General features: G+C 72.5%; 23 protein-coding genes. 12 read left to right on the forward strand and 11 right to left on the reverse strand.

The genetic code is table 11. The features are described 5' to 3' along the window. Positions 1 to 185 precede the first annotated feature (185 nt). From pheT to ACSMXO_RS29585, 9 genes are all read right to left on the reverse strand, one after another. Entirely contained in the window at positions 186 to 2,762 is a 2,577-nt protein-coding gene (pheT, locus tag ACSMXO_RS29545; RefSeq protein WP_455414699.1) for a phenylalanine--tRNA ligase subunit beta, read from the reverse strand. A gap of 63 nt (positions 2,763 to 2,825) precedes the next feature. Further along, entirely contained in the window at positions 2,826 to 3,887 is a 1,062-nt protein-coding gene (locus tag ACSMXO_RS29550) for a phenylalanine--tRNA ligase subunit alpha (RefSeq protein WP_346259636.1), read from the reverse strand. 501 nt (positions 3,888 to 4,388) lie between these two features. Continuing rightward, positions 4,389 to 5,273, reverse strand: a complete 885-nt coding sequence (locus tag ACSMXO_RS29555) for a TrmH family RNA methyltransferase (protein WP_455414700.1) — start codon at positions 5,271 to 5,273, stop codon at positions 4,389 to 4,391. Between the two features lie 32 nt (positions 5,274 to 5,305). Then, the gene (rplT, locus tag ACSMXO_RS29560; protein WP_346259638.1) at positions 5,306 to 5,698 is read right to left on the reverse strand and encodes a 50S ribosomal protein L20; all 393 of its coding nucleotides are present in this window, start codon (positions 5,696 to 5,698) and stop codon (positions 5,306 to 5,308) included. A gap of 32 nt (positions 5,699 to 5,730) precedes the next feature. Beyond that, on the reverse strand, positions 5,731 to 5,925 hold the full coding sequence (rpmI, locus tag ACSMXO_RS29565) for a 50S ribosomal protein L35 (RefSeq protein WP_203860005.1): 195 nt from the start codon (positions 5,923 to 5,925) through the stop codon (positions 5,731 to 5,733). Between the two features lie 20 nt (positions 5,926 to 5,945). Continuing rightward, positions 5,946 to 6,566: a translation initiation factor IF-3 gene (gene infC / locus ACSMXO_RS29570; protein ID WP_278062658.1), complete on the reverse strand. Its 621-nt coding sequence runs from the start codon at positions 6,564 to 6,566 to the stop codon at positions 5,946 to 5,948. Between the two features lie 341 nt (positions 6,567 to 6,907). Then, complete coding sequence (locus ACSMXO_RS29575; RefSeq protein ID WP_455414701.1) at positions 6,908 to 7,426, reverse strand: PH domain-containing protein; 519 nt, start codon at positions 7,424 to 7,426, stop codon at positions 6,908 to 6,910. 157 nt (positions 7,427 to 7,583) lie between these two features. Beyond that, positions 7,584 to 8,534, reverse strand: a complete 951-nt coding sequence (locus tag ACSMXO_RS29580) for a DMT family transporter (protein ID WP_455414702.1) — start codon at positions 8,532 to 8,534, stop codon at positions 7,584 to 7,586. Between the two features lie 141 nt (positions 8,535 to 8,675). Then, positions 8,676 to 9,188 carry a DUF1707 domain-containing protein gene (locus ACSMXO_RS29585; RefSeq protein WP_455414703.1) on the reverse strand — a complete coding sequence of 171 codons (513 nt, stop codon included), beginning with the start codon at positions 9,186 to 9,188 and terminating at the stop codon, positions 8,676 to 8,678. A gap of 188 nt (positions 9,189 to 9,376) precedes the next feature. Here ACSMXO_RS29585 and ACSMXO_RS29590 point away from each other — a divergent pair, with 188 nt between their 5' ends. The 10 genes from ACSMXO_RS29590 to ACSMXO_RS29635 all read left to right on the forward strand — a co-directional run bounded on the left by ACSMXO_RS29590 (position 9,377) and on the right by ACSMXO_RS29635 (position 19,887). Beyond that, positions 9,377 to 9,790: a YchJ family protein gene (locus ACSMXO_RS29590; RefSeq protein ID WP_455414704.1), complete on the forward strand. Its 414-nt coding sequence runs from the start codon at positions 9,377 to 9,379 to the stop codon at positions 9,788 to 9,790. A gap of 75 nt (positions 9,791 to 9,865) precedes the next feature. Then, on the forward strand, positions 9,866 to 10,195 hold the full coding sequence (locus ACSMXO_RS29595; protein ID WP_455414705.1) for a hypothetical protein: 330 nt from the start codon (positions 9,866 to 9,868) through the stop codon (positions 10,193 to 10,195). A 94-nt stretch (positions 10,196 to 10,289) separates the two neighbouring features. Continuing rightward, positions 10,290 to 10,790 (forward strand): hypothetical protein, encoded by a 501-nt coding sequence (locus ACSMXO_RS29600; RefSeq protein WP_455414706.1) that lies wholly within the window; start codon positions 10,290 to 10,292, stop codon positions 10,788 to 10,790. Positions 10,791 to 11,018: 228 nt separating this feature from the next. Beyond that, positions 11,019 to 14,099 (forward strand): EAL domain-containing protein, encoded by a 3,081-nt coding sequence (locus tag ACSMXO_RS29605; protein ID WP_455414707.1) that lies wholly within the window; start codon positions 11,019 to 11,021, stop codon positions 14,097 to 14,099. Between the two features lie 171 nt (positions 14,100 to 14,270). Beyond that, positions 14,271 to 15,320 (forward strand): polysaccharide deacetylase family protein, encoded by a 1,050-nt coding sequence (locus ACSMXO_RS29610; protein ID WP_455414708.1) that lies wholly within the window; start codon positions 14,271 to 14,273, stop codon positions 15,318 to 15,320. A 402-nt stretch (positions 15,321 to 15,722) separates the two neighbouring features. Continuing rightward, positions 15,723 to 16,172, forward strand: a complete 450-nt coding sequence (locus tag ACSMXO_RS29615; RefSeq protein ID WP_346259647.1) for a helix-turn-helix domain-containing protein — start codon at positions 15,723 to 15,725, stop codon at positions 16,170 to 16,172. 51 nt (positions 16,173 to 16,223) lie between these two features. Beyond that, complete coding sequence (locus tag ACSMXO_RS29620; protein ID WP_346259648.1) at positions 16,224 to 16,727, forward strand: hypothetical protein; 504 nt, start codon at positions 16,224 to 16,226, stop codon at positions 16,725 to 16,727. A gap of 11 nt (positions 16,728 to 16,738) precedes the next feature. Further along, complete coding sequence (locus tag ACSMXO_RS29625; protein ID WP_455414709.1) at positions 16,739 to 18,007, forward strand: MAB_1171c family putative transporter; 1,269 nt, start codon at positions 16,739 to 16,741, stop codon at positions 18,005 to 18,007. Between the two features lie 8 nt (positions 18,008 to 18,015). Then, positions 18,016 to 18,936, forward strand: a complete 921-nt coding sequence (locus tag ACSMXO_RS29630) for an oxygenase MpaB family protein (RefSeq protein WP_346259650.1) — start codon at positions 18,016 to 18,018, stop codon at positions 18,934 to 18,936. Between the two features lie 171 nt (positions 18,937 to 19,107). Beyond that, positions 19,108 to 19,887 (forward strand): VOC family protein, encoded by a 780-nt coding sequence (locus tag ACSMXO_RS29635; protein WP_346259651.1) that lies wholly within the window; start codon positions 19,108 to 19,110, stop codon positions 19,885 to 19,887. Positions 19,888 to 19,923: 36 nt separating this feature from the next. Here the strand turns inward: ACSMXO_RS29635 and ACSMXO_RS29640 are convergent, their stop codons facing one another. Continuing rightward, entirely contained in the window at positions 19,924 to 20,883 is a 960-nt protein-coding gene (locus tag ACSMXO_RS29640) for an EamA family transporter (RefSeq protein ID WP_455414710.1), read from the reverse strand. 40 nt (positions 20,884 to 20,923) lie between these two features. Here ACSMXO_RS29640 and ACSMXO_RS29645 point away from each other — a divergent pair, with 40 nt between their 5' ends. Both ACSMXO_RS29645 and ACSMXO_RS29650 read left to right on the forward strand, forming a co-directional pair. Further along, complete coding sequence (locus tag ACSMXO_RS29645; RefSeq protein ID WP_455414711.1) at positions 20,924 to 21,511, forward strand: MarR family winged helix-turn-helix transcriptional regulator; 588 nt, start codon at positions 20,924 to 20,926, stop codon at positions 21,509 to 21,511. Positions 21,512 to 21,621: 110 nt separating this feature from the next. Next, positions 21,622 to 23,202: an outer membrane protein assembly factor BamB family protein gene (locus tag ACSMXO_RS29650; RefSeq protein ID WP_455414712.1), complete on the forward strand. Its 1,581-nt coding sequence runs from the start codon at positions 21,622 to 21,624 to the stop codon at positions 23,200 to 23,202. Between the two features lie 112 nt (positions 23,203 to 23,314). Here ACSMXO_RS29650 and ACSMXO_RS29655 read toward each other — a convergent pair whose 3' ends face one another. After that, complete coding sequence (locus tag ACSMXO_RS29655) at positions 23,315 to 24,598, reverse strand: hypothetical protein (RefSeq protein WP_455414713.1); 1,284 nt, start codon at positions 24,596 to 24,598, stop codon at positions 23,315 to 23,317. Positions 24,599 to 24,814 lie beyond the last annotated feature (216 nt).

Consider the following 24,814-nt stretch of genomic DNA (forward strand, 5'->3'; position numbering starts at 1 on the left):
CGCCCCGGGGCCTGCGGCACGCGTACCCCCGAGACGTCTCCGCGAGACCGTAGAGTACAAGATCCGCGAAACCGGACGGGCGCTGCGCCGGAGACGGCCGCCGTCCTGCCGCCCGAGGACGTCGCGGCCGCCGCGCCGGAGCGCGACGGCCGCGATCGGACCATCCGTCGGGGTTGCCGTCCCGGTCAGGCGCCCCGGAGCACCGCCCCGAACCGGCGGGCCGCCTCGGCCACCGCCGCGTCCCGGGCGGCCACCGCCTCCTCGCCGGTCAGGGTCCGATCCGGCGCCCGGAACACCAGCTTGTACGCCAGTGACCGGCGACCCTGCCCCAACTGCTCGGAGGAGTAGACGTCGAAGAGCCGGATCGACTCCAGCAGCTCACCGGCACCCTCGGCCAGCGCCCGGCCCACCTCGTCGGCCGGCACGCCGGCATCCAGCACCAGCGCCACGTCGATCAGCGCGGGCGGATAGCCGGAGATCCGGGGTGCCGGTACCACCGGGGCGGGCGGCAGGGCGTCCAGGTCGATCTCCAGGGCACTGGTCCGGGGCGGCAGGTCCAGCTCGGCCAGTACCGCCGGATGCAGCTCACCGGCGTGCCCGACCACCACGTCGTCGACCCGGAACTCGGCGCACCGGCCCGGGTGCCAGGGCGCGTACCCGGCCTGCCGGACCATCACCCGGTGCCCGGGGATGCCGGCGGCGGCCAGCACGTTCCGGCCCGCCTCCACGGCGTCCGCCCAGCCGGCCGGGCGCCCCGCACCCCACCAGCCGGCCGGCTCCACCTCGCCGGTCAACACCGCGGCGACCCGCCACGGCTGGTCCGGCAGGACGGCGTCGGCGGCCCGGAACTCCTCGTCGCTGGGCCGGTGGTCCACGCCCATCGCGGGGGGTGCGGCGGTCCCCGGCCGGGGCAGGAAGACCATGCCGATCTCGTAGAGCGCCACGTCCCGGTGGCCACGCCCGAGGTTGCGGCGCAGCGTGCCGAGCACGGTGCCGAGCAGCGTGGTCCGCAGCAGCGGCTCGGTGTCCGCCAGCGGGTTGGCCAGGCGTACCGCGGTGCGGCGCGGGTCGTCGGCGGGCAGCCCCAGCCGGTCGAACAGCTCCGCTGAGACGAACGGCGGGGAGAGCGCCTCGACGAAGCCGCTCTCCGCGAGGGTACGGCTCACCGAGCGGCGCCGCCGCTGCTCCGGGGTCAGCCCCCGGCCGGGCGGGGCGACCGGCAGCACCGACGGCACCTTGTCGTAGCCGTCCAGCCGGATCACCTCCTCGACCAGGTCCGCCGGGTCCGTGAGGTCGGGCCGCCAGGTCGGCGGGGTCACCACCAGGGTCTCCGGCCCGCTCGCGTGCCGCCCCCCGTTTCCGTTGCCGTTGCCGGCACGCCCGTCGCCGACCGCCACCGCGCAGCCGACCCGCTCCAGCAGCGCCACCGTCCGGGCCGGCTCGTACGGCACCCCGGCCCGCCGGGCCGGCAGGTCCGCGTCGATGACGATCCGGTTCGGCGGGCTGACGTGGTCGACGTCCAGCACCTCGGCGCCGGCCGTGCCACCCCCGTACGTGGTGAGCAGCGCGACCGCCCGCTCCAGGGCGACCAGCGGCAGCGCCGGGTCGACGCCCCGCTCCCAGCGCTTGGCGGCCTCGCTGAACAGCCGGTGCCGGCGGGCCGTCCGGCCGACCACCACCGGGTCCCAGTGCGCCGCCTCGAAGAGCACGTTGACGGTGGTGTCGGCGACCTCGCTGGTCTCGCCGCCCATCACGGCGGCGAGCGAGATCGGCACTCCGCCGTCACCGGCCACCGATCCGGGCAGGCCGGCGTCGCAGATCACCAGGTCCTCCGGGTCGAGCGCCCGGTCCACCCCGTCCAGCGTGGTCAGCCGCTCACCCGGCACCGCCCGGCGGACCACCAGCTCGCCCCGGAGCGCGTCCAGGTCGAAGGCGTGCATCGGCTGGCCCAGCTCCAGCATCAGGTAGTTGGTGATGTCGACCGGCAGCGAGATGGTCCGGATGCCGGCGTGGGTGAGCCGCTGCCGCATCCACGTCGGCGACTCGGCGGCCGGGTCGATCCCCCGGACCACCCTCGCGGCGAACCGGTCGCAGCCGACGGTGTCGACGACCCGGATCGGGTACGCCGGCTCCGGCGTCGCCCCGGGCGCGGATGAGCGCCCCGGGTCCCGGAACGGCACCTCGAAGGCGTGCGACAGCTCCCGGGCCAGGCCGCGCACGGACATCGCGTACCCCCGGTCCGGGGTGATCTCGACCTCGACGACCACGTCGTCGAGCCCGACCACCGGCCGCGCGTCGTCACCGGGCTTCGCCGGCACGTCCTCGGGCAGCACCAGGATGCCCGCGTGGTCGTCGCCGATCCCCAGCTCGCGGACCGAGCAGATCATCCCGTTGGAGTTGCGCCCGTACGTCTTCCGGGCGCCGATCGCGAACCCGCCGGGCAGTACGCCGCCGGGCAGGATCACCACCACCCGGTCGCCGACGGCGAAGTTGGTCGCCCCGCAGACGATCTCCTGCGGCTCGCCGGTGCCGTTCGCGGCGCCGACGTCGACCCGGACGAACCGGATCGGCTTCTTGAACCCGGTCAGCTCCTCGATCTCGAGCACCTCGCCGACCACCAGCGACCCGGTGACGGTGCCGCGCAGGTCCACGACGGACTCGACCTCGATGCCGAGGTTGACCAGCGCCTGGTCCAGCTCCTCGGGGCTCAGCTCGGCGGGCAGGTCGACATGCTCGCGCAGCCAGGAAACAGGAATTCGCATGACTCAGACCACCGCATCCGTTCCGACGTGCATCGCTTCCGTTCCGTCATTCGCCATCGGCGTTCACACCTCGACCCCGAACGCGCGGGTGAACCGCACGTCGCCCTCGGCCATGTCCCGCATGTCGCCGATGCCGTGCCGGAACATCAGCGTGCGCTCGATGCCCATCCCGAAGGCGAATCCGGAGTAGACGTCCGGATCGATGCCGCAGGCCCGCAGCACCCGGGGGTTGACCATGCCGCAGCCGCCCCACTCCACCCAGCGCGGGCCGTCCCGGTGCTGGGCGAACCAGACGTCGAACTCGCCGCTCGGCTCGGTGAACGGGAAGTAGTGCGGGCGCCAGCGGGTCCGTGCCTCGGCCCCGAACATCGCCTTGGCCAGGTGGTCCAGGGTGCCCCGCAGGTGCGCCATGGTGATCCCCTCGTCCACCACCAGCCCTTCGACCTGGTGGAAGACCGGGCTGTGCGTGGCGTCCAGCTCGTCGGTCCGATAGACCCGGCCGGGGCAGACGACGTAGATCGGCGGCTTGCGGGCCAGCATCGTCCGGGCCTGCACCGGTGAGGTGTGGGTACGCAGCACCAGCCCCGGTAGGTCCAGGTAGAAGGTGTCCATGGTGCCCCGGGCCGGATGGTCCGGCGGGATGTTCAGGGCGTCGAAGTTGGTCCACTCCAACTCGACCTCGGGCCCCTCGGCGATCTCGTAGCCCATCCCGACGAAGAGGTCGCCGATCCGCTCCGACAGGGTACTGATCGGGTGCCGGGCGCCGCGCGGCCGCCGGTCGTAGGGCATCGTGACGTCCACCCGCTCCTCGGCGAGGATCCGCTCGGCCTGCGCCGCCTGGACGACCGCGAGCCGCTGCGCGTAGGCGGACTCGATCGACCGGCGGGCCTCGTTGACCCGCTTGCCGGCGTCGGACTTGGCGGCCGGCGGCAGCGCGCCGATCTCCCGGCGGGCCAGTGACACCGGCGCCCGGTCGCCGAGGTGCGCCCGGCGCAGTTCGGCCAGCCCGTCGGGATCGGTGGCGGCGTCGAACGCGGCCGTCGCGTCGGCCACCGCCGCCGCCAGCGCCTCCGGGTCGAGCAGGGCGACCTGCTTCGGGTCGTACGGGTCGTTGCGATACGTCATGGCGTGCGGCTACTCCCTCTACATCGCGGGCGGTGGTCCCGCTGCCTCGCGTCGAATGTCCGCTGCGCCGTGCTGGACGCCTCCGGCACCCCCGCCGGAGACCCGGGTCGCCCGCTCACGAGCGGTACGAGAACCGGGCGATCCGGTCGGTGTGCACCGGAGCACCGGCGACGCCGTGGACAGGTCGGTGAACCTCGGTCAACCTCCCGTGCGGTCCATCGTGGCCCGAGGTCAGGTTCGCTGGCGCCGGCACCGCGCTGTTCAGGTTGAAAAGGTTCGGTGGGCAGCCCTTCCGGGCGGCTCCGGAGAGTCTACGGACGGGCGGCTGGGCCGCAGCCCGCCGGTGGGGAGGGTGCGCAGGGAGGAGAAGAGTCAGCCCTGCCGCCCGCCGACACCGGCGGGCTGGCTAAACGAGTGGCGTCGTGCGTCGCGGACACGCCACCTCGCGGACTCGGTCATCAGGTCGACAACTCCCTGGTCTGTTCTGCTGCCCCGGACCCATTATGCGCTCTCCGGCGCGGTGCGGGCGGCCCCGGGCCGCAGTGCTCTGGCCGAAGCGTACAGGCAGACCGCGGCGGCGGCAGCCAGGTTGAGGCTCTCGGCCCGGCCGTGCAGCGGCACGCGAACCCGGGCGTCGGCGGCGTCGGCCAGCTCCGCCGGCAGACCGTGCGCCTCGGAGCCGAACAGCCAGGCGGTGGGGCGGGCCAGGCCGCCGGAGTCGGCGAGGTCGTCCAGGTCGGTCTCGCCGTAGCCGGAGGCGGCCAGCACGGCCAGCCCGGCCGCCCGCAGCTCGGCCACCACGCCGGCCGGCTCGGCAGCCCGGACCACGTCGAGATGGAAGAGGCTGCCGGCCGACGACCGCACGCACTTGCCGTTGTACGGGTCGACCGCGTCCCCGGCGAAGACCACCGCACCGGCCCCGGCGGCGTCGGCGGTGCGCAGCACGGTGCCGGCGTTGCCCGGGTCACGGATCTCGGCCAGCACGGCGACCAGCCGGGGACGCCGGTGCAGCGCGGTGCCGATCGGCACGTCGAGCCGGGCGCAGACCGCGACGATCCCCTGCGGGGCGACCGTCTCGGTCAACGCCGCGAGCGCGTCGTCGGTCACCCCGGAGACCGGTACTCCGGCCGTGGCGGCGGTGCCGGCGAGGTCGGCGTACCGGTCGAGCCCGGCCGGGGTGCCGAAGAGCTCGACCACCAGGCCCGGCGCGGCCAGTGCCTCCCGGACCGCCTGCGGGCCCTCGGCCAGGAACCGGCCGGTGGTGTCACGTTCCCGGCGCCGGTGCAGCCGCCGGGCCGCGACGATCCTCGGGGTACGCGGAGTGAACAGCGGCTGATCCGGTGCCCGGACATGGTCAAGGCGCCCCACCTGCGGGTTTACCGACATGCGGGACGCCTCGATCGGGTGTCGCGGTGTGGTCAGGCGGCCTGGGCCGACGCGCCACCGGTGCCCTCGGCCGCCACGGCGGCGCGGGCGACCTCGACGATGGCCGCGAAGGCCGTCGGGTCGTTGACGGCGAGGTCGGCCAGGATCTTGCGGTCCACCTCGACGCCGGCCAGCTTCAGGCCCTGGATGAGCCGGTTGTAGGTCATCCCGTTGGCGCGGGCTGCCGCGTTGATCCGGGTGATCCAGAGCTGCCGGAAGTCGCCCTTGCGGTCGCGCCGGTCCCGGTAGGCGTACTGCATCGAGTGCAGCACCTGCTCCTTGGCCTTGCGGTAGAGCCGGGACCGCTGGCCGCGGTAGCCGCTGGCGGTCTCCAGGACCGTGCGACGCTTCTTCTGGGCGTTCACTGACCGCTTGACGCGTGCCATCTCAACTACTCCTTCAGGTCAAGAGGCGCGCGTCAGCGGCCCAGCAACTTCTTGATTCGCTTGAAATCGGCCTTGGCCACCTCGACGGTGCCGGTGAGCCGGCGGGTCCGGGTGGAGGGCTTCTTCTCCAGGTTGTGCCGGAGGCCGGCCTGCTGGGCAACGATCTTGCCCTTGCCGGTCACCTTGACCCGCTTGCCCATCCCGGTGTGGCTCTTCATCTTCGGCATCTTGGTGCGTCTCTCCCCTGTTACTCGCCGGTGGTTCCGGCGGGTCCGGCCGGACCGGGCGCCGCCTCGGCGACCGGCGGTGCCTCGGCGGCACCGGCCTCCCGCTCTCGCGGCGAGCCAGCCCGGGCAGCCGTGGCGGCGGCCTTGGTGGCCCGGTGCGGAGCCAGGACCATGATCATGTTACGGCCGTCCTGCTTCGGAGCGGCCTCGACGTACCCCAGTTCCGAGATCTCGGATTCGAGTCGGCGCAGGAGCCGGTAACCCAGCTCCGGTCGGCTCTGCTCCCGACCGCGGAACATGATCGTCACCTTGACCTTGTCACCCGCCTTGAGGAACCGCACCACGTGACCCTTCTTGGTCTCGTAGTCGTGCGGATCGATCTTCGGACGGAGCTTCATCTCCTTGATGACGGTCTGTTGCTGGTTACGCCTGGCTTCGCGCGCCTTGAGTGCGGACTCGTACTTGTACTTGCCGAAGTCCATGAGCTTGCACACCGGCGGGCGCGCCATGGGCGCAACCTCGACCAGGTCCAGGTCGACGTCCGCGGCCAGCTGCAGAGCGCGCTCCAGCGGGACAATGCCCACCTGCTCGCCCTCAGGGCCGACCAGTCGGACCTCACGTGCCCGGATCTGTTCGTTCACGCGTGGCTCGACGCTGATGGGGCCTCCTCGTGGTGATCCTCACCGGCCGCGCGTCAGCGGTGGCCGGTCCTAACGTCTTCGACCCAAAGCAGAAGGCCCCGGCGCATGCCAGGGCCCGCTCGACCGGTCTGCGGCGATCTGCGATCGCACCCCCGGATCGGCGAAGCCGAACCGGTGACCGGACCCGGCCACCGGATGAGGCGACACGGGTGGGAGCAGGCGCTCCGCTTCTTGACTGCCTGCGGATAAACCCAGACAGTGGTCGACTGGTAAAGACTAGCAGGTCAGCCCGCAGGATGCCAAAACGGGCACGCCGGAGACGGCAGGTCGCCGACGGGCGATCACCGCGCCGTCCGCTGCCCCTGGACGACCTCGGGTTCCGGCTGTGCCGGCTGGGGCTGCTGCTGCGCGGCGTGCAGCGCACGCAGGGCCCGTACGCCGTCCACCGCCAGCTCGCGGTCCACCGCCTGGAGGGCCAGCACCGGCACCAGCTCGTCGTCGTGCAGTTCCAGGCTGGCCCAGGCCGAGCTCCGGTCGAAGCGGACCGCCCGGACCACGTCCCAGGGCAGGTCGTAGCCGCGGAAGACGTTGCGCACCCGGACCCCCTGGGCGTCCGCCTCCACCCGGGGCCGGGTGAAGAGCAGCACCACGAAGCCGCCCAGCACGCCCAGCCCGGCCATGGCGAGCTGGTCGCCGCGCTGGAAGGTAGCCGCCCCGGAACCGGTCGAGCCGTGCAGCCCGATGCTCAGCAGGGCGAACATGACCACCAGCGCGGGCGCCAGGATCCAGCAGACCGTCCGGATGCGTCGCGGACGCACGTGTACGGTGCCAGGATCACGGGCGACGGCGGATTCGGTCACGCCGTCCAGTCTGCCATCCGGCGTCCGACCGGATGCCGCCAGCCCACCCGAGGCGGAGCACGGTGAGCGCCTGGAACGCCGGGCGGTACCGCTGCGATCAGGTCGGCCTCGACCGGTATGACCGGCGGGCCGGGAAACGAACCGGGCCGTGGCCGGCTCAGGTGGCGGCCGGGGCACCCCGGGCCGCCCGGCCGGAGACGACCACCGCGAGCAGGGTCAGCACCGCCCCGACCAGCACCGCCAGACTCGCGCCGGGTCCACCCGGCCGCAGGTCGAGCAGCAGCGCCCCGCCCAACTGCCCGGCGACCAGGGCCAGGCCGGTGCGGAGCAGTCCCATCGACCGGATGCCGACCAGCAGCGCGACGGTGATCGTCACCCCGAGCGGACCGCCGACGTACAGGTACCACTCGCTCGGCCAGCCGGTCGCGCCGAGCTGGGCCAGGGCGCCGGTCACGGCCGCCACCGGCAGCATCGCCGCGCTGCTCACCGCGAAGTTGACCGCCGTGGCGGCGGCCGGGTCGGCGACCGTGGAGATCCGGCCGTTCAGCGCGCCCTGGACGGCGACCAGCACCCCGCAGACCACGCCGAGCAGCACCAGCCCCACCGCCAGGTCGCCGACCGGCCGGCCGAACTGGGCCAGCGCCACCGCCGCGATCCCGAGCAGCGCACCCGCCACCCGGGACCGGGTCAGCCCCATCCGGCCGGCCGGGGCGAGCCGGGTCCGGTCGACGACGAGTCCGCCGCCGCTGTTGCCGGCCACCTGGGCGATGGTGTAGATCGCCACCCCGAGCACCGGCACGATGTACGTCGCCGCGACGATGAAGAACGCCCCGCACAGCCCGCCCAGATACGTCCACCACGGCAGTCTGGTCCGGCGCAGCACCCCGAGACCGGCGCGCATCGACGGCAGGGCGAGCAGGCCGAGCAGGACCAGGGCCACTCCGCCGGTGTTGTTGACCAGCGCCCCGATGATCGGATGACCGGTCCGCTCGCCCATCTCGGCGTTGGCCAGGCTCTGCGCCGCCGAGCCCACCCCGGCCAGCACGGTCAGCCCGATCGCCGCCCAGCCCGGCAGCACCTTCACCGGCAGACCCGGCACCCTTCGCACAGCGACACCCCGTCCGAACGCGCCGCCCGGACGGGCCGCCGTTCGACCGGCTCCGCACAGCGCCGGTCCAGCTTCACAGCCGGCGGGTACGGCTGTCAGTGATCGTGACCAGGATCGCTCCGCCCCGGCGGGCGGCGCCGCTCAGTCGACGACGAACGCGGAGACGATCATCACCGACGACAGCGCGACACCGACGACGCCGAGGACCATGCCGATGGTCGCCCTCACCTGGTGCGATCTCCCGCGCCTCGGCCGGCCGAGCAGGATGGCCACCGCCCCGGGCAGCACCCCCGCGCCGAGACAGAGCGAGAGCGGTAGCGACACGATGCCGAGGATCAGCGCGGCGACCCAGGTGTCGCGCTCCTCGCCGCGCTCCGTGCCAACCTGCCCGAGCTGCCCGGGCCGTCCCCCCGGTGGCCGCACCAGCGGCGCGGCCGCCGCACCGGCGGGCGGGTGCGGATACCACCGGAACTGCGCCGGCAGGTCGGCCAGCGGCCGGGTGAGGTCGGCGACGGTCCTGGCGGCCTGCACGGACACCATCCGTTCCTCGTATTCGGCGAGCTCGAGATAGCCCTCCTCGAGCGCCCGGGAGAGCAGGTCGAGCACCGTGCCGCGCTGGGCGGTGCCGACCCGCTCGTTCATCAACACTTCCACGGGCTCCTCGCTGTTGCCGAGGCGGTCGCCGGAACAGCTCCAAGGTAGCCAGGCTCCGTCAAGCCGAGGACACGATTCGGCCACACGCCCGTGTCTTCCGGCAGCAGGGGCCGATCGCGACCGGGGAGATCAGCTCACCCGGACCGGCCGCCCGCAGGGAGGGGCGAGCCGGGGACGACAATCGTCGCGTGGCGAAACGCAAGGCCCGCCGGGCGGGCGGCGACGAGTCCGGCCGGCCGTGTCCGTGCGGCTCAGGATCGGGGTACGGGGAGTGCTGCGGCGCCCTGCACCAGGGGCGTACGGTCGCGGCGACCGCCGAGGCGCTGATGCGCTCGCGGTTCAGTGCGTACGCCGTCGGCGACCCCGGTTATCTGCTCCGGACCTGGCACTCCAGCACCCGCCCGGCCCGGCTGACGCTCGACCCGGCGGACCGGTGGACCCGGCTCGACATCCTCGACACCGACCGGGGCGGGCTGTTCGACACCACCGGCACCGTCGAGTTCCGGGCCCACTACCGGCGGTCGGGCCGGCCCGGGGAGCTGCACGAACGCAGCCGTTTCGGCCGCGAGGACGGCCAGTGGCGCTACCTCGACGCCGGGTAGCCCGCCGGGTCGGGAACCCGCTGGCCCGCCGGTCGGTCGGCACCGAACACCCGGATCGGCGGACGGGAGCGGGCAGTGTGGACCATCAGGTCGGCCACCCCGGACGCCACCTGCGGGGTCGGGTCAGCTCCAGCCGGAGCCGCCTCGGGTCGAGACCCGGTGCACCGAGCGCCGCCGGTACTCCGCTACCAGATGCAACCGCAGACCCCGACAATTCGCTGGCCGGACCCGTACGGCCGGCCGTACGGTGAGCCGGATGCGGGCCGGGCCCGGGTGCCGGCCGCGACCGACGGGCCGGTGGCGCACCTGGTGCAGGTGACCGAGTTGGACAGCACCCCCGTGCTGTGCCAGCCGAAGCTGACCAGGGCCTTGACGGCCGCCGCCTGGCGGCATCGGCAGCGCTGACGCGCCGCGACCTCGCCACCGGGATCGGGAGCGCGTCCCACCCGGGCCGGCGGTGCACCCCACGGGCGGCGGACGTTCGGTAGCCTGCCTCCGCATGACCGCCGTCGTGATCCGCGCACCGCGCGGGGCTCCCGGCCGTACCGTCGTCGCCCGTCGCGGCGTCGGGCTCGTCGGCCTCGTCGGGCTGGTGGTGCCGGTCTCCGGCTGCACCGGCGGGGAGACGACCGGCCCGGCAAGCACGCCGCCGGCCGCGTCGGCGACGGCCGCCGCGCCGACGCCGAGCCCCACCCCGGCCGCGACGGACGGCTGCCCGGTCGACGCGGCGACCCTGTTCACCGCGCTCAAGGCCAACCGGAAACTGTTCGCCGCCGTCGACGCGGAGATCAGCGGCGTCCGTGACCCGGCCTGCCACCGGGGGTACGCGACCGCGACGACGATCGTCCCGCCGGAGCGGGCCGATCCGGCCTGGGTCGTCTTCGCGTACGACCGGGACAGTGCGACGTGGACGGCGCTCGCCGCCGGCACCGATGCGGTCTGCACGGACCTGGTCCCGTCCGACGTCATTCCCCGGTTGCCGGGCTGCTTCGGCTCCTGATCACCGGCCGCTCGGGACGGGCGGCGCGGTTCCGCGACCTCGGGCGAATGGATTCGCGCGTATCGACGCGTCCGAACATGATCCGGTAGGCTCTCGACGATTATCTGAAATATTTCCGGAAGTTGATCGGAACAACCACCGGAACAACCACCGGAAAGCCACCTTTTCCACCGGACTCGGCCCGGCCTTCGCGACGTACTGCGTCGGCTGGCGCAGGAGGTGATGGCCGTGATCGATGGCCCCACCATCGGCGTACTCACCATGTCTGTCGGTTGTGACTATTTCGGCAGCATTCTTGGCGGAATCGCGCGTACGACCGCAGCCGCCGGCGGCCGGATGATCGCCATTCAGACGCTCGGCGCCGGCACATTCGACTTCGACCCGCCCGAACCTCCGGACTTTCCGCACCCGGTGGCCTGGGACCACGTCTCCGCGTTCGTGGTCATCCTGAACTCGGCAGCGCCGGGATACCTGAACTCGATCCAGCGCGCCGGCAAACCGGTGATCATGATCAGCCACGAGATGCCCGGCGTCTCCTGCCCGGTCGTGCTCCCCGACAACCGCGGCGGAGTACGCGAGGCGGTACTGCACCTGGTCGAGCACGGCCATCGGGAGATCGCCTTCGCGGGATATCTGGAACTGCGGGATCTGCGCGAGCGTTACGAGGCCTATCGCGACGCCCTGCTGGAGTGCGGGATGACACCGCGTACCGATCTGCATTTCGACACCGGTGACAACCGGGAGAGCGGCGGCGAACGCGCGGGCCGGGCGATGCTGGCCGCCGGGCTGCCGTCGACGGCGGTGGTGGCCGGAAACGACCTCAACGCGATCGGACTGCTCCGCACCTTCCTGGCCGCCGGCGTGCAGGTGCCGGATGAGCAGGCGGTGGTCGGCTTCGACGACATGGAAGGGGTGGTCTACTTCACCCCGAGCCTCTCCACCGTCCGGCAGAGCTTCGAGGACCTGGGCCGGATCGCCGCGGAGCTGGCGCTGCGCGCCGCGCGCGGGGAGGAGGTCGAGGCCCGTACCTTCTCGGTGCCCACGTCGTTCCAGCCGCGCGAATCGTGCGGCTGCCCCGACCCGCTGGCCCCGGTGGCGCTGGCGACGGAGCCGGATGCCGACCTGTCGACCGCCGACCACCTGGTCGCCCGACTCGTCACGGCACTGCCCGCTCCGGTCGATCCGACCCGCCGGGCCACCATCGCCCGGGCCGGCACCCTGATCGCCGACACCCTCGCCGCGGCCGGCGACGGTACCGCGGGTCCGGACCTGCTCGACCTCCGCCAGTCCCTGATCGGCCTGCAGAGGCTGAGCCAGCGGCATCCGGAGGGCGTGGTCCGGATGATGGACTGCGTGCGGCGGTATGGGCTGGGTCTGGTCCGGCGTGTCGGGCGGCACGACCAGGCCGGCGCCGAACGGGTCCGGGCCGGCACCGAGGAGATCGTGGTCGCACTGGCGCAGAGCCGGTCCCGGGCCCACAAGATCGAGGAGAACGAGTTCCAGACCACCCTCAAGACGCTCTACACGGTCAGCAAGAACCTGCTGCGCAGCCACGAGAAGGACCCCCGGGCACTGGCCTGGATCCAGGACACCACCGCCCGCGGCGGCTGCCTCGGCCTCTGGTCGGGCACCCTGGCCGGCGGTGACGCCGCCGAACCGGCGCTGGACCTGGTCACCATGTTCGAACGGGACCGTGGACCGGTGCCGATGCCGGTCGAGCCGGTGCCGCCCCGGTCGTTCCCCCCGCCCGAACTGGTCGACCTCGCGGACCTGGACGCCGACCAGATGGTCTACGTGGCACCGCTGCGGATCGGCGCCAGCGACTGGGGGATGCTCGCAGTCGTCGGTCCGATCGAGGCCGAGGTGGCCAGTGGCCGGGAGATGATGAACCAGTGGGCGGCCCTGCTGACCATCGCCCTCGACCACGACGCGGTGCTGAAGTCCCTGCGTGAGCAGGAGGACCTGCTGCGGCACGCCGCGCTCTACGATCCGCTGACCGGGCTGGCCAACCGGACCCTGTTCCTGGACCGGCTACAGGCGGCCGTCGCGGCCCAGACGCGGCACCCGGAGCGGCACTACTCGGTGCTGCTGCTCGACCTCGACGGTTTCAAGCTGGTCAACGACAGCCTGGGACATCTGGCCGGTGACCGGCTGCTGGTCCAGGTCGCCGAGCGGATCCGGGCCAGCGCCCGGGAGGCCGACGTCGCGGCCCGGTTCGGCGGGGACGAGTTCGCCGTACTGCTGCGGCAGCGGCCCGGCGGCGAGGACCCGGTCGCGGTGGCGGAACGGATCCGGGGCGCGCTGGACGTGCCGTTCCGGCTCGGCGAGGAGGAGTTCGTCGTCTCGGCCAGCATCGGCATCTCCCGCAGCAGCACCGGCTACCAGCACGCCGAGGACGTGATCCGGGACGCCGACACCGCGATGTACTCGGCCAAGTGGCAGCGCAAGGGCTCGCACGCGGTGTTCGACATCGCCATGCACGAGCGGGTCGTCGGGCGGCTGCGTACCGAGGCGGAGCTGCGCCGGGCACTGGAGACCGGCGGCTTCGAACTGCGCTACCAGCCGATCGTACGGCTGACCGACGGTCGTACCCGCGCCTTCGAGGCCCTGGTGCGCTGGCGGCATCCGGTACGCGGCCTGGTGCTGCCGGCCGAATTCCTGCCGATCGCCGAGGAGAGCGGGCTGATGCCGTCGATCGGCCGCTGGGCGCTGACCGAGGCGTGCCGCCAGCTCGGCGCCTGGCGGGCGAGCGGGTCCGCCCCGGACGGGTTGCGGATGAGTGTCAACGTCTCCAACCGGCAGTTCTGGCACACCCGGCTGCTGGAGGACATCGAGGAGAGCCTGCGGGCGGCCGGGCTGGACCCGGCGGCGCTGATCATCGAGATCACCGAGGGCGTCATCGTGCACGACGTCCCGGCGGCGCGGACGAAGCTGGCGGCCCTGCACGAGCTGGGCGTACAGCTGCATATCGACGACTTCGGCACCGGCTACTCCTCGTTGCAGGCGCTGCACCACCTGACGATCGACGCGTTCAAGATCGATCGGTCCTTCGTGGCGCCGCTGGCGACCGACGGCAAGAGCCGCGAACTGGTCCGGTCGATCGTGTCGATGGGGCTCAACCTGGGGCTGGAGCTGGTGGCGGAGGGGATCGAGACCGCCGCACAGCGGGACCAGTTGCGCCGCTACGGCTGTCACCACGGCCAGGGCTATCTCTTCGCCGGCCCGGTCACCGGGGCGGAAGCCGAGGCGATCCTCCGCGACGGCACGCCGGTCGACCTCCCCCGGCTGGCGGCCCGGGCGGTCCGCTGACCCTGGCGCCGGAGACCGCGCCCGGCCCCGGTGGACCGCGCGCCCGCCCGCGCCCGGCACAGCGCCGCTAGACATCGACCATCGCCGTTGAATATATTTCGATCGACACCGCGGAATATTTCAACGCCCACCATCGCCGGCAGGCCACCCTGCCCCCACCGAGGAGCCCGCATGCCCCGTCCACGTTCCCGGCCGAGCGGCCTGTACGCCGCGCTCGCCGCCACCGCTCTGGCCGTCACCGCCGGAGTCGTCGCCGTCACCGCCGCGGCCCCACCGGTCGCCGCCGCGGCCTGCAACGGTTACGTCGCCCTGACCTACGACGACGGACCCAACACCGGCACCACCAGCGCGCTGCTCAACGCGTTGCGGTCGGCCGGCGCCCGGGCCACCTTCTTCAACATCGGCCAGCGGGCCCAGCAGAACCCGGCACTGGTCCGCGCCCAGCAGCAGGCCGGGATGTGGATCGGCAACCACAGCTGGACGCACCCGCACATGACCCAGCTCAGCACCGCGCAGATGACCTCGGAGATCAGCCAGACCCAGCAGGCCATCCAGCAGGCCACCGGGACCGCGCCGAGGCTGTTCCGGCCCCCGTACGGCGAGACCAACGCCACGCTGCGCTCGGTGCAGGCCCAGTTCGGCCTGACCGAGGTGCTCTGGAGCGTGGACTCCCAGGACTGGAACGGCGCCAGCACGGCCCAGATCGTCCAGGCCGCCAACAACCTCACCGACGGCGGCGTCATCCTGATGCACGACGGCTACCAGACCACCATCAACGCCGTACCGCAGATCGTCGCCAACCTGGCCAACCGCAACCTCTGCCCCGGGATGATCTCCCCGGCCACCGGTCGGGCCGTCGCGCCCGACGGCACCAACCCGCCGACCAACCCGCCCACGAACCCGCCGACCAACCCGCCGACGCAGGGACCGGGCGGCTGCACCGCCACCGTGTCGCTGAACTCCTGGAACGGCGGCTTCGTGGCCACCGTACGGGTCACCGCCGGCTCGTCCGGCACCAACGGCTGGTCGGTAGGGGTGACCCTGCCGTCCGGCGCCACGGTCACGAACTCGTGGAACAGCCAGCGCAGCGGCAGCAGCGGGGCGGTCACCTTCACCAACGTGAGCTTCAACGGCCGGATCGCCCCCGGACAGTCGACCGAGTTCGGCTTCCAGGGCAGCGGTAGCGGGACCGGCATGTCACCGACCTGCACCGCGAGCTGAGTGGCGCACCTTTCGCCGTCCGGTGCGGAGGAGGCGTCCTCCGCACCGGACGCCCGCCGTCGGCGGGCCGGTCCGGCGTGGATCTGGCGTCGGGCGACCGGCGGAACCCCCTGGTCCGGCCGGGCGCCCGACGCCGACCGTCGGGCTAACGGACCCGCCGCCCCCGGCGAGTGGTCCGCAGATGCCGTCAGTACGACGGGCTCCGGTCTAGCGACACGTTCCCGTCTCCCCCGTTGAACGACGGCACCTCCCCGTGCCCGCGCGTCCCGGCATAATGCCTCCGGTCATGCCTGCCCGCGCGTTCGCAGCGATGATACGCACACGGCAGGTGATCCCGTCAACATTTGTGGACAGTGCTGTGGCATGCTGTAAACCACTGGAACCAGTCCCGGAGGAGGCCAGATGGCTGAGGAGGCGGACGAGTTCCGCAGCTCGGGGACCCTGGCCGACCGGCTGGACCGGCTCTTCGACCGGATCCGCAAGCCCGACGGCAGCGCGTACAGCCTGCGCGAGGTGGCGGACGCGATCACCGCACAGGGCGAGTCGATCTCGCACACCTACATCGGCCAGCTACGCACCGGAAAGAAGCGCGACCCGAACCTCAGCCACCTCCGGGCGCTGGCGAAGTTCTTCGGGGTACCGGTGGAGTACTTCACCAGCGACCGGCTGGCCGCCGACGTCGACAAGGAACTCGACCTCGCCGCCGCGTTGCAGCAGGTACGCGCCCGCACCGTCGCGCTGCGCAACTCCGTGATCCCGGAGGCGCAGTCCGCCATCGATGCCCTCACCGAGTTGCTCGGGGTGATCCGCGTCCTTGAACAGGGCAAGCCGGACGCGGATGATGGCGCGTGAATGCGGATCGCGGTCTGGCGACAGCACGCCGCGCAGAGGGACGGTGGGCCCATGACGCTACGGCAGGTACGCCGGCGCTGTGAGCAGATCGCGCGCGGCATCCGGGTACCGGACCCGTTCGACCTCGACACGTTCATCAGCGACTTCGGCGCCGACCGGGGACGCCCGGTCCACCTGATCGCATTCGACCTGCCGCCCGGGGCGCCGTGCGGGCTCTGCGTCTCGACCGACGCCGCCGACTACCTGGTGGTGACCTCCGCCGCGACCGGGGTGCAGCGGGTGCACATCGCCCTGCACGAGCTGGCGCACCTGCTGCTGGAGCACCGGCTGCACCTGGTCGACGAGGTACAGGGCAGCCGACAGCTGTTCCGGCATCTCGACCCGGGGGTGGTGCGGGCGATGTTCGCCCGGACCAACTACAGCAGCCAGGAGGAGCAGGAGGCCGAGACCCTCGCCTCGCTGCTCGGGCAGCGCGCCGGGCTGTGGCGCCCGCCGGCCCCGCGTACCCCGAGCGACCCGGTGGTCGAGCGGCTCGGCCAGTCGCTGGAACACTAGGGTGTTGCCGGATGGACGGTAAGAGCGGCATCTTCCTGTTCTGCGCGGCGGTCGCGTGGATCGCGGTCGGCTACAAGGTGGCGGCACTCGCCCGCAACCCCCGCAACCTGAACCTGTGGGTGCTGACCCTCTGCATCGCGCTGCCGGCGGCCGGGTTCACCATGGCCGTCCCGGCCGTCTACACGGCGGTGAACCGCTTCTTCGGGGTACCGAACCTCGCCTCGCTGCTGGTCTACGGCTGCATCGTCGGATACAGCATCACCGCGCTGGTCATGCTGATGCTCTGGCACATGCCGGCGGCCGAGGCGCTGCCCCGGGCCCGGGTGCTGGCGGTCTTCTACGGCCTGGTGCTGGTCGCCATGGCGGTGCTCTTCGCCAACAGCGGCGCCACCGTCGAGGCGCCGAGCGACTTCGACGACGTCTACGGCCCCCGCCCGGTCGGCGGCACCTTCCTGCTGGTCTACGTCTCCGCGTTCGCCTTCGGGCTCGGCGTCGCCGCCTGGCGCAGCCTCCAGTTCGCCAGCCGGGTCGCCCGGAGTGACGGGCGCCCGTGGCTGCGCCGGGGCCTGCGGCTGGTCGCGGCCGGCTCGATCGTCGCGCTCGGCTACTGCCTCGGCAAGGGCGGGTACGTCGTCGCCGCCTGGTTCGGCACGACGCTGCCGGCCCTGAGCGACGTCGGTACGCTCTGCGCCTGCGTCGGGGCGCTCGTGATCACGATTGGCTTCACCATCCCGTCCTGGGGACCGAACCTCTCCGCGGCGGCGGACAGGCTGGGACGGGCCCGCACCTACCTCCGGCTCTATCCGCTGTGGCACGCCATGTACCAGGTGATGCCGGAGATCGCCCTGGACCCGCCCGCGTCCCGCCGGGCCGACCTGCGGATGCTGCGCGACCTCGACTTCGCGCTCTACCGGCGGGTCATCGAGATCCGCGACGGCCGGCTCGCGCTCGCGGCGTATTTGGCACCGCCGGACGGGACTCCCCCGCCGGACGGTCGCGGCCCCGACGCTGCCGGCGGCAGGACGGCCGCCGCGACCCGGGAGGCGATCCGGATCCGGGACGCGCTGGCCCGACTGCGGGCGGCGAGCCCGGAACGGCAGGACGCGGATCCGAGCGCTCCGACTGCCCGGGAAACCCGTTCCGCTACCCCGGCACAGGCCGACGACGACGGCGACCTCGCCGCCGACCTGGAGTTCCTCGGCCGGGTCTCGTCGGCGCTGCGCCGGCTGCCGCCGGCGACGACCGCACCCAGCTCGCCCGGTGCGCCGGTGCGGAACTGACCGCACCGATGCTGCACCGGCCCGGCCGCTTCGACCGGCTACGCGAGATCCGCGAACTCGACCCCGCCCGGGACTGCCACCGGATCTACCGGACCACCGCGCTGTGGGAGTTCCCGTTCGACGTCCGGATGGGGCTGCTGCTGGCGTTCTGGCGCACCTTCGCCGTGCCGTCAATCGCCGAGCTGCTGGCCGCGACCGGTGAGACCACGTCCCGGACCGAGCGGCGCGCCGACGACACCGGCATCCTGATGTACACGCTGATCGAGCACGGCCTCGACCACCCGCTGGGCCGGGCCGCCACCCGCCGGCTCAACCAACTGCACCGCCGGTACGCCATCGACAACGACGACTACCTCTACGTGCTCGGCACCTTCGTCTTCGTCGGTACCCGGTGGATCGACCGGTACGGCTGGCGCCCGCTGTGCTGCCACGAGCGCACCGCGACCTACCACTTCTACGCCGAACTCGGCCGGCGGCTGCGCATCACCGGCATCCCGCCGGACCTGGACAGCTACGCCGACTGGTACGACACCTTCGAAGCCGCGCGGTTCGCCGCCACCCCGGCCGCCCGGCGGCTCATCACCGCGACCAAGGGACTGCTCGCCGACCTGCCGAAGCCGCTGGTACCGATCGGCGAGCGGGTCGCCGACGCGCTGCTCGACCCACCGCTGCGGGCGGCGGTCTCGATCGCACCGCCGCCGTGGTGGGCCCGGGCCCTGCTGGCCGGCGGGCTCGCCGGTCGGGCCGCGTACCTGCGGCACGGGGCGGCACCGCGCCGGCGGCAGTACCTCGACGGCGGGCTGCGGGCGAAGACCTACCCCGACGGGTACGACATCGCCACGGTCGGCCCGGCGCAGGAGCACCGGGTGCACGAAGCCGGGCGGGCAGCGCGTCCGGAGCACCGTCCGGACCATCGAGCCGCAGGGTAGACCGGGTGGCACGACAGTCAGGGTCGAATCCGATGCCGGCGAGATCCGGGCCGGCTCGGTCCCGCAGACCGCCTACGCACAGCTCTCAACCTTCCCGCCGCTCATAGGCGAAGGGTGCCGGCGCGCTGGCAGAATGGCCGGACCTACCGGCCGAGACGGGGCGAGACATCGATGGCGACGACGGACGAACGGATAGTGCCGGACGAGACGACCGTACCGCTGCTGAACTGCGTGTCGGCGGACGAGACGCTCGCGTTCTGGCGGGCCCTGGGCTTCGAGGTGACCTGGGAGCAGCGCAAGCCGTACCTGTATCTGGCGTTGCGGTGGAGCGGGTTCGAGCTGCACTACGGTGCCGCACCGGCCGGGCTCGACCCGGCGCTGGAGAACACCGGCGGCTGCCTGGTGATGGTCGGGGCGGTCGCGCCGTACCACGCGGCCTTCGTGGCGGCGATGCGGAAGACGTACGGGAAGGTGCTCGGCAAGGGGCTGCCGCGGATCACCCGCTACCGGCCCGGCGCCTCCCGGTTCAGCATCGTCGACCCGTCCGGCAACTCGATCATCTTCATCCGCCGCGACGAGCCGCAGGAGCTGGAGTACGGCGGCGCGAAGCGGCTGACCGGGCTGGCCAAGGTACTCGACAACGCGCGGATCCTGCGCGAGTTCAAGACCGACGACCGGGCCGCGTTCCGGGCGCTCAACTCCGGGCTGCGCCGGCACGGCGAGACGGCGTCCGGTCTCGACCGGGCCCTGGCGCTCGCCGCGCTGGTCGAACTGTCGATCGCGCTGGACGAACCCGACCGGGTGCCCGAGTGGGGTTCCCGGCTACGGGAGATCTCGCTGACCGGGCCCGAACGGGAGCAGGTGGAGCGCGCCGTCGCCGACCCGACGGTGCTCACCGGATGGCTGCCGGAGGCCACCGCGCCCGAGGGGGACGGCCCCGGCGAGGAGTAACCGGTCGACGGCAGGTCTGCCGCAGGTCGGGGGGGGTCAACCCGGGCAGGGTGACGCCTGCTTCCCGGCCCGGCTGGTTCGGCGGGCTCGGGCCGCCCGGAGGCGCGCGGCGAGGCGTGCCGTGAGCGGCTGGCCGAGCAGGATGCCGAGGAAGACCAGGACGAGCCCGCAGACCTGTTGCGGCGCGAGGGTCTCGTCGGCGACCACCGTGCCGAGCAGTACCCCGGTCACCGGGTTGAGCAGCCCGATCAGGCCGACGGTGCCGGCGCTCAGGTGCCGCAGTCCGGTGAACCAGGCGGCGAAGGCGAGCGCGGTGGCCAGCACCGTGACGTAGCCGAAGCCGGCGACCGCCGGGCCGTCCAGGGCGGGCGGCCGCCCCTCCACCGCGACGGCGACCGGGAGCAGGACCACGCCGCCGGCGACGAGCTGCCACGAGGTCAGCGAGAAGACGTCGATCGGCTGGTTGGTGGTGGTTGGCCCGACCCGGACGCCCGCACTCCACCTCTTGGCGAGCACGTAGCCGAGCGAGGACATCACCATGGCGGCGACGGAGGCGAGTACCCCGGAGAAGTCGACGGCGACCGTGCCGTCCAGCAGGAGCAGGCAGACGCCGCCGATCCCGATGCCGGCGCCGGCCAGGTGCGCCGCCCGGGGGCGTTCGGCAAGCGCCGCCCAGGCGATCAGCATCATCACCACCGGCGCGGTCGCCATGATCGTCGAGGCGACGCTCGTCGGCAGTACCTGCGCCGCCAGGTAGACAAGCGCGAAGAACGCGCCCATGTTGAGGGTGCCGAGGACCAGCGACCGCCACCACCACGAGCCGCGCGGCAGCGTCCGGCGTACCAGCAGGAGCAGCAGGCCGGCCGGGAGTGCCCGGATCACCGCCCCGTACAGCGGATAGTCGGCCGGCAGGAACCGGTGGGTGACGAAGTAGGTCGCACCCCAGGCCACCGGGGCGATCGCGGTGACGGGCACCCACCGAAAAGTAGCTTCCACGGAAGACAGTATAGCTTCCCGGGAAGCTATACTGTCGGGTGTGACCGAGTACCTGGATCACGTTGCCCGGATCCAGCAGGCCTGGGCCCGGGAGCGACCCGACCTCGACGTACGCCCACAGGGTGTGATCGGCCGACTGCACCGCCTCGCCGGGCACCTCACCGAGCAGCTTCAGGTCGTCTACCGGCGGTACGGGCTGGGCGAGGGTGAGTTCGACGTCCTCGCCACCCTGCGCCGCGCTGGCGAGCCGTTCGAACGCGCTCCGGGCGAACTGGCCGCCTTCACCATGGTCACCACCGGGGCGATGACCAAGCGGATCGACCGGCTGGAGCGCGACGGGTTGGTCAGCCGACGGCCCAGCACGACCGACGGGCGAGGACGGCTGGTCGCGCTCACCGAGGCCGGCCGAAAGCTGATCGACCAGGCGTTCGCCGAGCACATGCGCAACGAACGCCGCCTCCTCGACCTGCTGCCGCCGGACGACGCCGCCCAGCTGGAACGACTGCTCGCCGCCTGGCTCGCCGCCTTCGAGACGCCGCTACCGGCGACCAGAGACTCTGGGACGCGCCCCCGGGCGGAGGCGCGGGGCGACGACTCGCAGCCGACCCGACGGGGGCGCGCCGAGTAACCGCGCGTCCGTGGACCCGACCGGCCGGCCTGAGCCGCCGGCGACCTTGAGCCGACCTTGCAATTGAGATATGCCTTTATAGATATATCTCACTCGTAAGGGGATCTACGATGAGCAACGTTCGACGGATCGGCACCGCGTCCGCGCTGGCCATGGCGTGCGTGGTGGCACTGGTACCCATCATCCACGCACCACCGGCGAGCGCCCAGGACGGCGCTGAGTGGTCCATGGGCGGCCACGACATCCGCAACACCCGGTCGAACCCGGACGAGCAACTACTCTCCCCCTCGACGGTCGGCGCCCTGGAGACCGCCTGGACCGTCACCACCGACGGCGACGTCTCGGCCACTCCCGCCGTGGTCGACGGCGCCGTCTACTTCCCGGACTGGGGCGGCACCTTCTGGAAGGTCGACGCCGCGACCGGGGAGGTGATCTGGTCCCGCTCGGTCGCCGAGCTGGCCGGAATCGCCGGCACCTTCGCCCGGACCGCCCCGGTGGTGGCCGGCGACACCGTGTACCTCGGCACCCAGGCCGGTGCCCGGCTGCTGGCGATCGACACCGAGACCGGCGACCTGCGCTGGAACACCGCGATGGACACCCATCCGGACGCCATCCTCACCTCGTCGCCGGCCATCCACGACGGCGTGCTCTACCAGGGCGTCTCCTCGCTGGAGTTCCTCAACGCCGGCGACCCGGCGTACGACTGCTGCACCTTCCGGGGCAGCCTGGTGGCGGTCGACGCGGCGACCGGAGTGGTCCGGTGGAAGAGCCACACCCTGCCGGACCAGGGTGCGGGCGGCGACATCTTCAGCGGTGCGTCGGTCTGGGGCAGCACCCCGACCATCGACCCGGAGAGCGGCACCGTCTACGTCGGCACCGGGCAGAACTACTCGATCCCGGCCTCGGCGCGGGAGTGCCAGGAGAACGGCGGTACCCCGCAGGAGTGCCTGCCGCCGTGGAACGCCAAGGACTCGATCGTCGCGATGGACATGGCCACGGGTGAGATCACGTGGTCGACCGGCCCGCCCCGGTTCGACGAGTGGAACCTCGCCTGCATACCCGGATTCCCGCCTAACAACTGCCCCAACCCGGGCCCGGACCACGACACCAGCGACGGCACCCACCTGTTCACCATTCCCGGCCCGGACGGGCAGCCCCGGAAGGCAGTCGGTGCCGGCCAGAAGAGCGGCGAGTTCTGGATGCTCGACGCGCTGACCGGGGAGATCATCTGGAGCGCGTCGGTGGGGCCGGGCTCGGTGCTCGGCGGCATCGAGTGGGGCACCGCCAACGACGGCGAGCGGATCTTCTTCGCGGAGACGAACAACGACCGGGAGCCGTACCAACTGCCCGACGGCCAGACCATCGACTACAGCTCGTTCGGCGCGCTGGACGTGGCGACCGGGGAGATCGTCTGGCAGGTACCGGAACCGCACGGCGGCCTGGCGGTCGGCCCGGCGACGACGGCGAACGGCGTGGTCTACTACGGCTCGCTGAACGGCTACATGTACGCCCTCGACGCCGAGGACGGCGAGGTGCTGTGGGAGTACCAGGGCGCAGGGGCGTCGAACGCCGGTCCGGCCATCGTCGACGGCAAGCTGTACTGGGGCAACGGCTACGAGCGGCTCGGCGCCGCCAGCACCACCTTCTACTCCTTCGGCCTGCCGGCCACCGCCACCGGTACGAGTCCGTGATCGGTCGCGACCGCTGACCCGCGGCCCGGACCCGCCCACACGGTGGTGCGGAGGACCACGACGGTCTTCCGCACCGGTCCGCCCGTGGCGGGTGTCAGCCTGGTCGCAGCCGTCAGCGGGGCCAGGCGCAGTGGACGTGCGTGGCGTGGTCCGCGTCGTCCCCCGGGCCCAGCACCTCCGTCGCGCCATAGGCGCGGCATGCGTCCTTGAACGCCTGGTTGAACGGGTTCGCGGTGGTGACCCGGGTGCCGTTGATCGTGTCAACGTCGAACGCCTTGCCGACGTAGTGCCGGGAGTTGGCACCGTGCCTGCTACCCGCTATCGCGGTCACCCGGAAGGTGAAGCCGTCCAGGAGGTGCAGGCTGAGCATTCCCCGCAACATGTCGAGGTCAAGGTTCACGCTGGTCCTGCCGACATGGCTGAAGTCGCTGGTACTGGCGGGCAACCCGGCCGCCGCGTCCACGATGTTCTGCCGGGCCGTCGAGGTCGGATCGGACTGCCCGCCCACGTGGAAGGTGAGCAGGTCGATCGCCGGGATGTCCCGGATGAAGGCCGCCGGGTTGTGTGCCGGCAGACCCGTGCTGAACACTCCCGACCCCAGCGAGACCGACAGTGTGGAGGTGCCCAGGCCGTAGCACGGAGACAGATAGCGCTGCCCGGCAGGCAGTGCGAAGCATCCGCCCCACGGCGTTCCGTCCAACGTCTGTAGTGCCAGGTCGAAGCCGATCTCCAGCTGCCGACCGCCATCGTAGATGCGGCCGTCGATCAGCACCGCGCCGATGCTGTAGCCGTAGTAGGAAGAGGAGAAGGCGAAGGGAGCGGCAGCGGCGATGACGGCACCGTCGTACCTGGCACCGCCCGACCGCTCGATCAGGTACGCCTGGCCCGCACCCGCGAGGTAGAAGTTGCACACGATCTCCGCCAGGTAGTCGACCCGGGCCAGGGCAGTGCCGTTGAGGGTCACCTGCCGGCTGATGTACGGCACGCAGGTCGGAGGGTCGTCCTGGGCGTCCGTGGCCATGCGCGGGGCCGGGCCGGCCTTCGGCTCTCCCAGGGTGATCCCGGTGCCGCTCGGTACGGACGCCGCGAGACGCCGGCCAGCAGGTCGGATGGCATCGGTCGGCGCCAGCCCGGACACGCCGGGTGCGGCCACGGCCGGCCGGGCCGGCAGGCTCGGTGTACCCTCGTCGCCCGACACGCCGGCGTACGCCGGCACGGCGTACCCGAGCGTCCCGGCCAGCGCCAGCACCAGAGTCAGAGCCAGCGTCCCGCTCCTCCGCCGGCCCCGGCGCGACTTCACCGGGCCCCGTCCGGCCCGGTCGACCGGGCGGGCCGTATCGACCCGGGTGTCCTGCTCGGCCGCCGGACCCGGCCGGGGCGGAGTGGTGGTCGCCACCGCCCCTCCCGATACCGTCGACGTCTCCCGGACCCTGCCTATCCGCATCATGCTTCCTCCATAACCGAGGTACGTGTGCGGGCCAGGCTCGCAGCCCGGACTGGACGGCAACTGAAGGTCGATTGAACGCGCTGGCGCGGGGCTCGACAGCCGGATCCCGGGCCGTGCGCCGCGCACGTCCGGCTATCTCGTACACCGTCGTCATCTGACAGATGT

The sequence above is a fragment of the Plantactinospora sp. DSM 117369 genome (genome assembly GCF_053764795.1).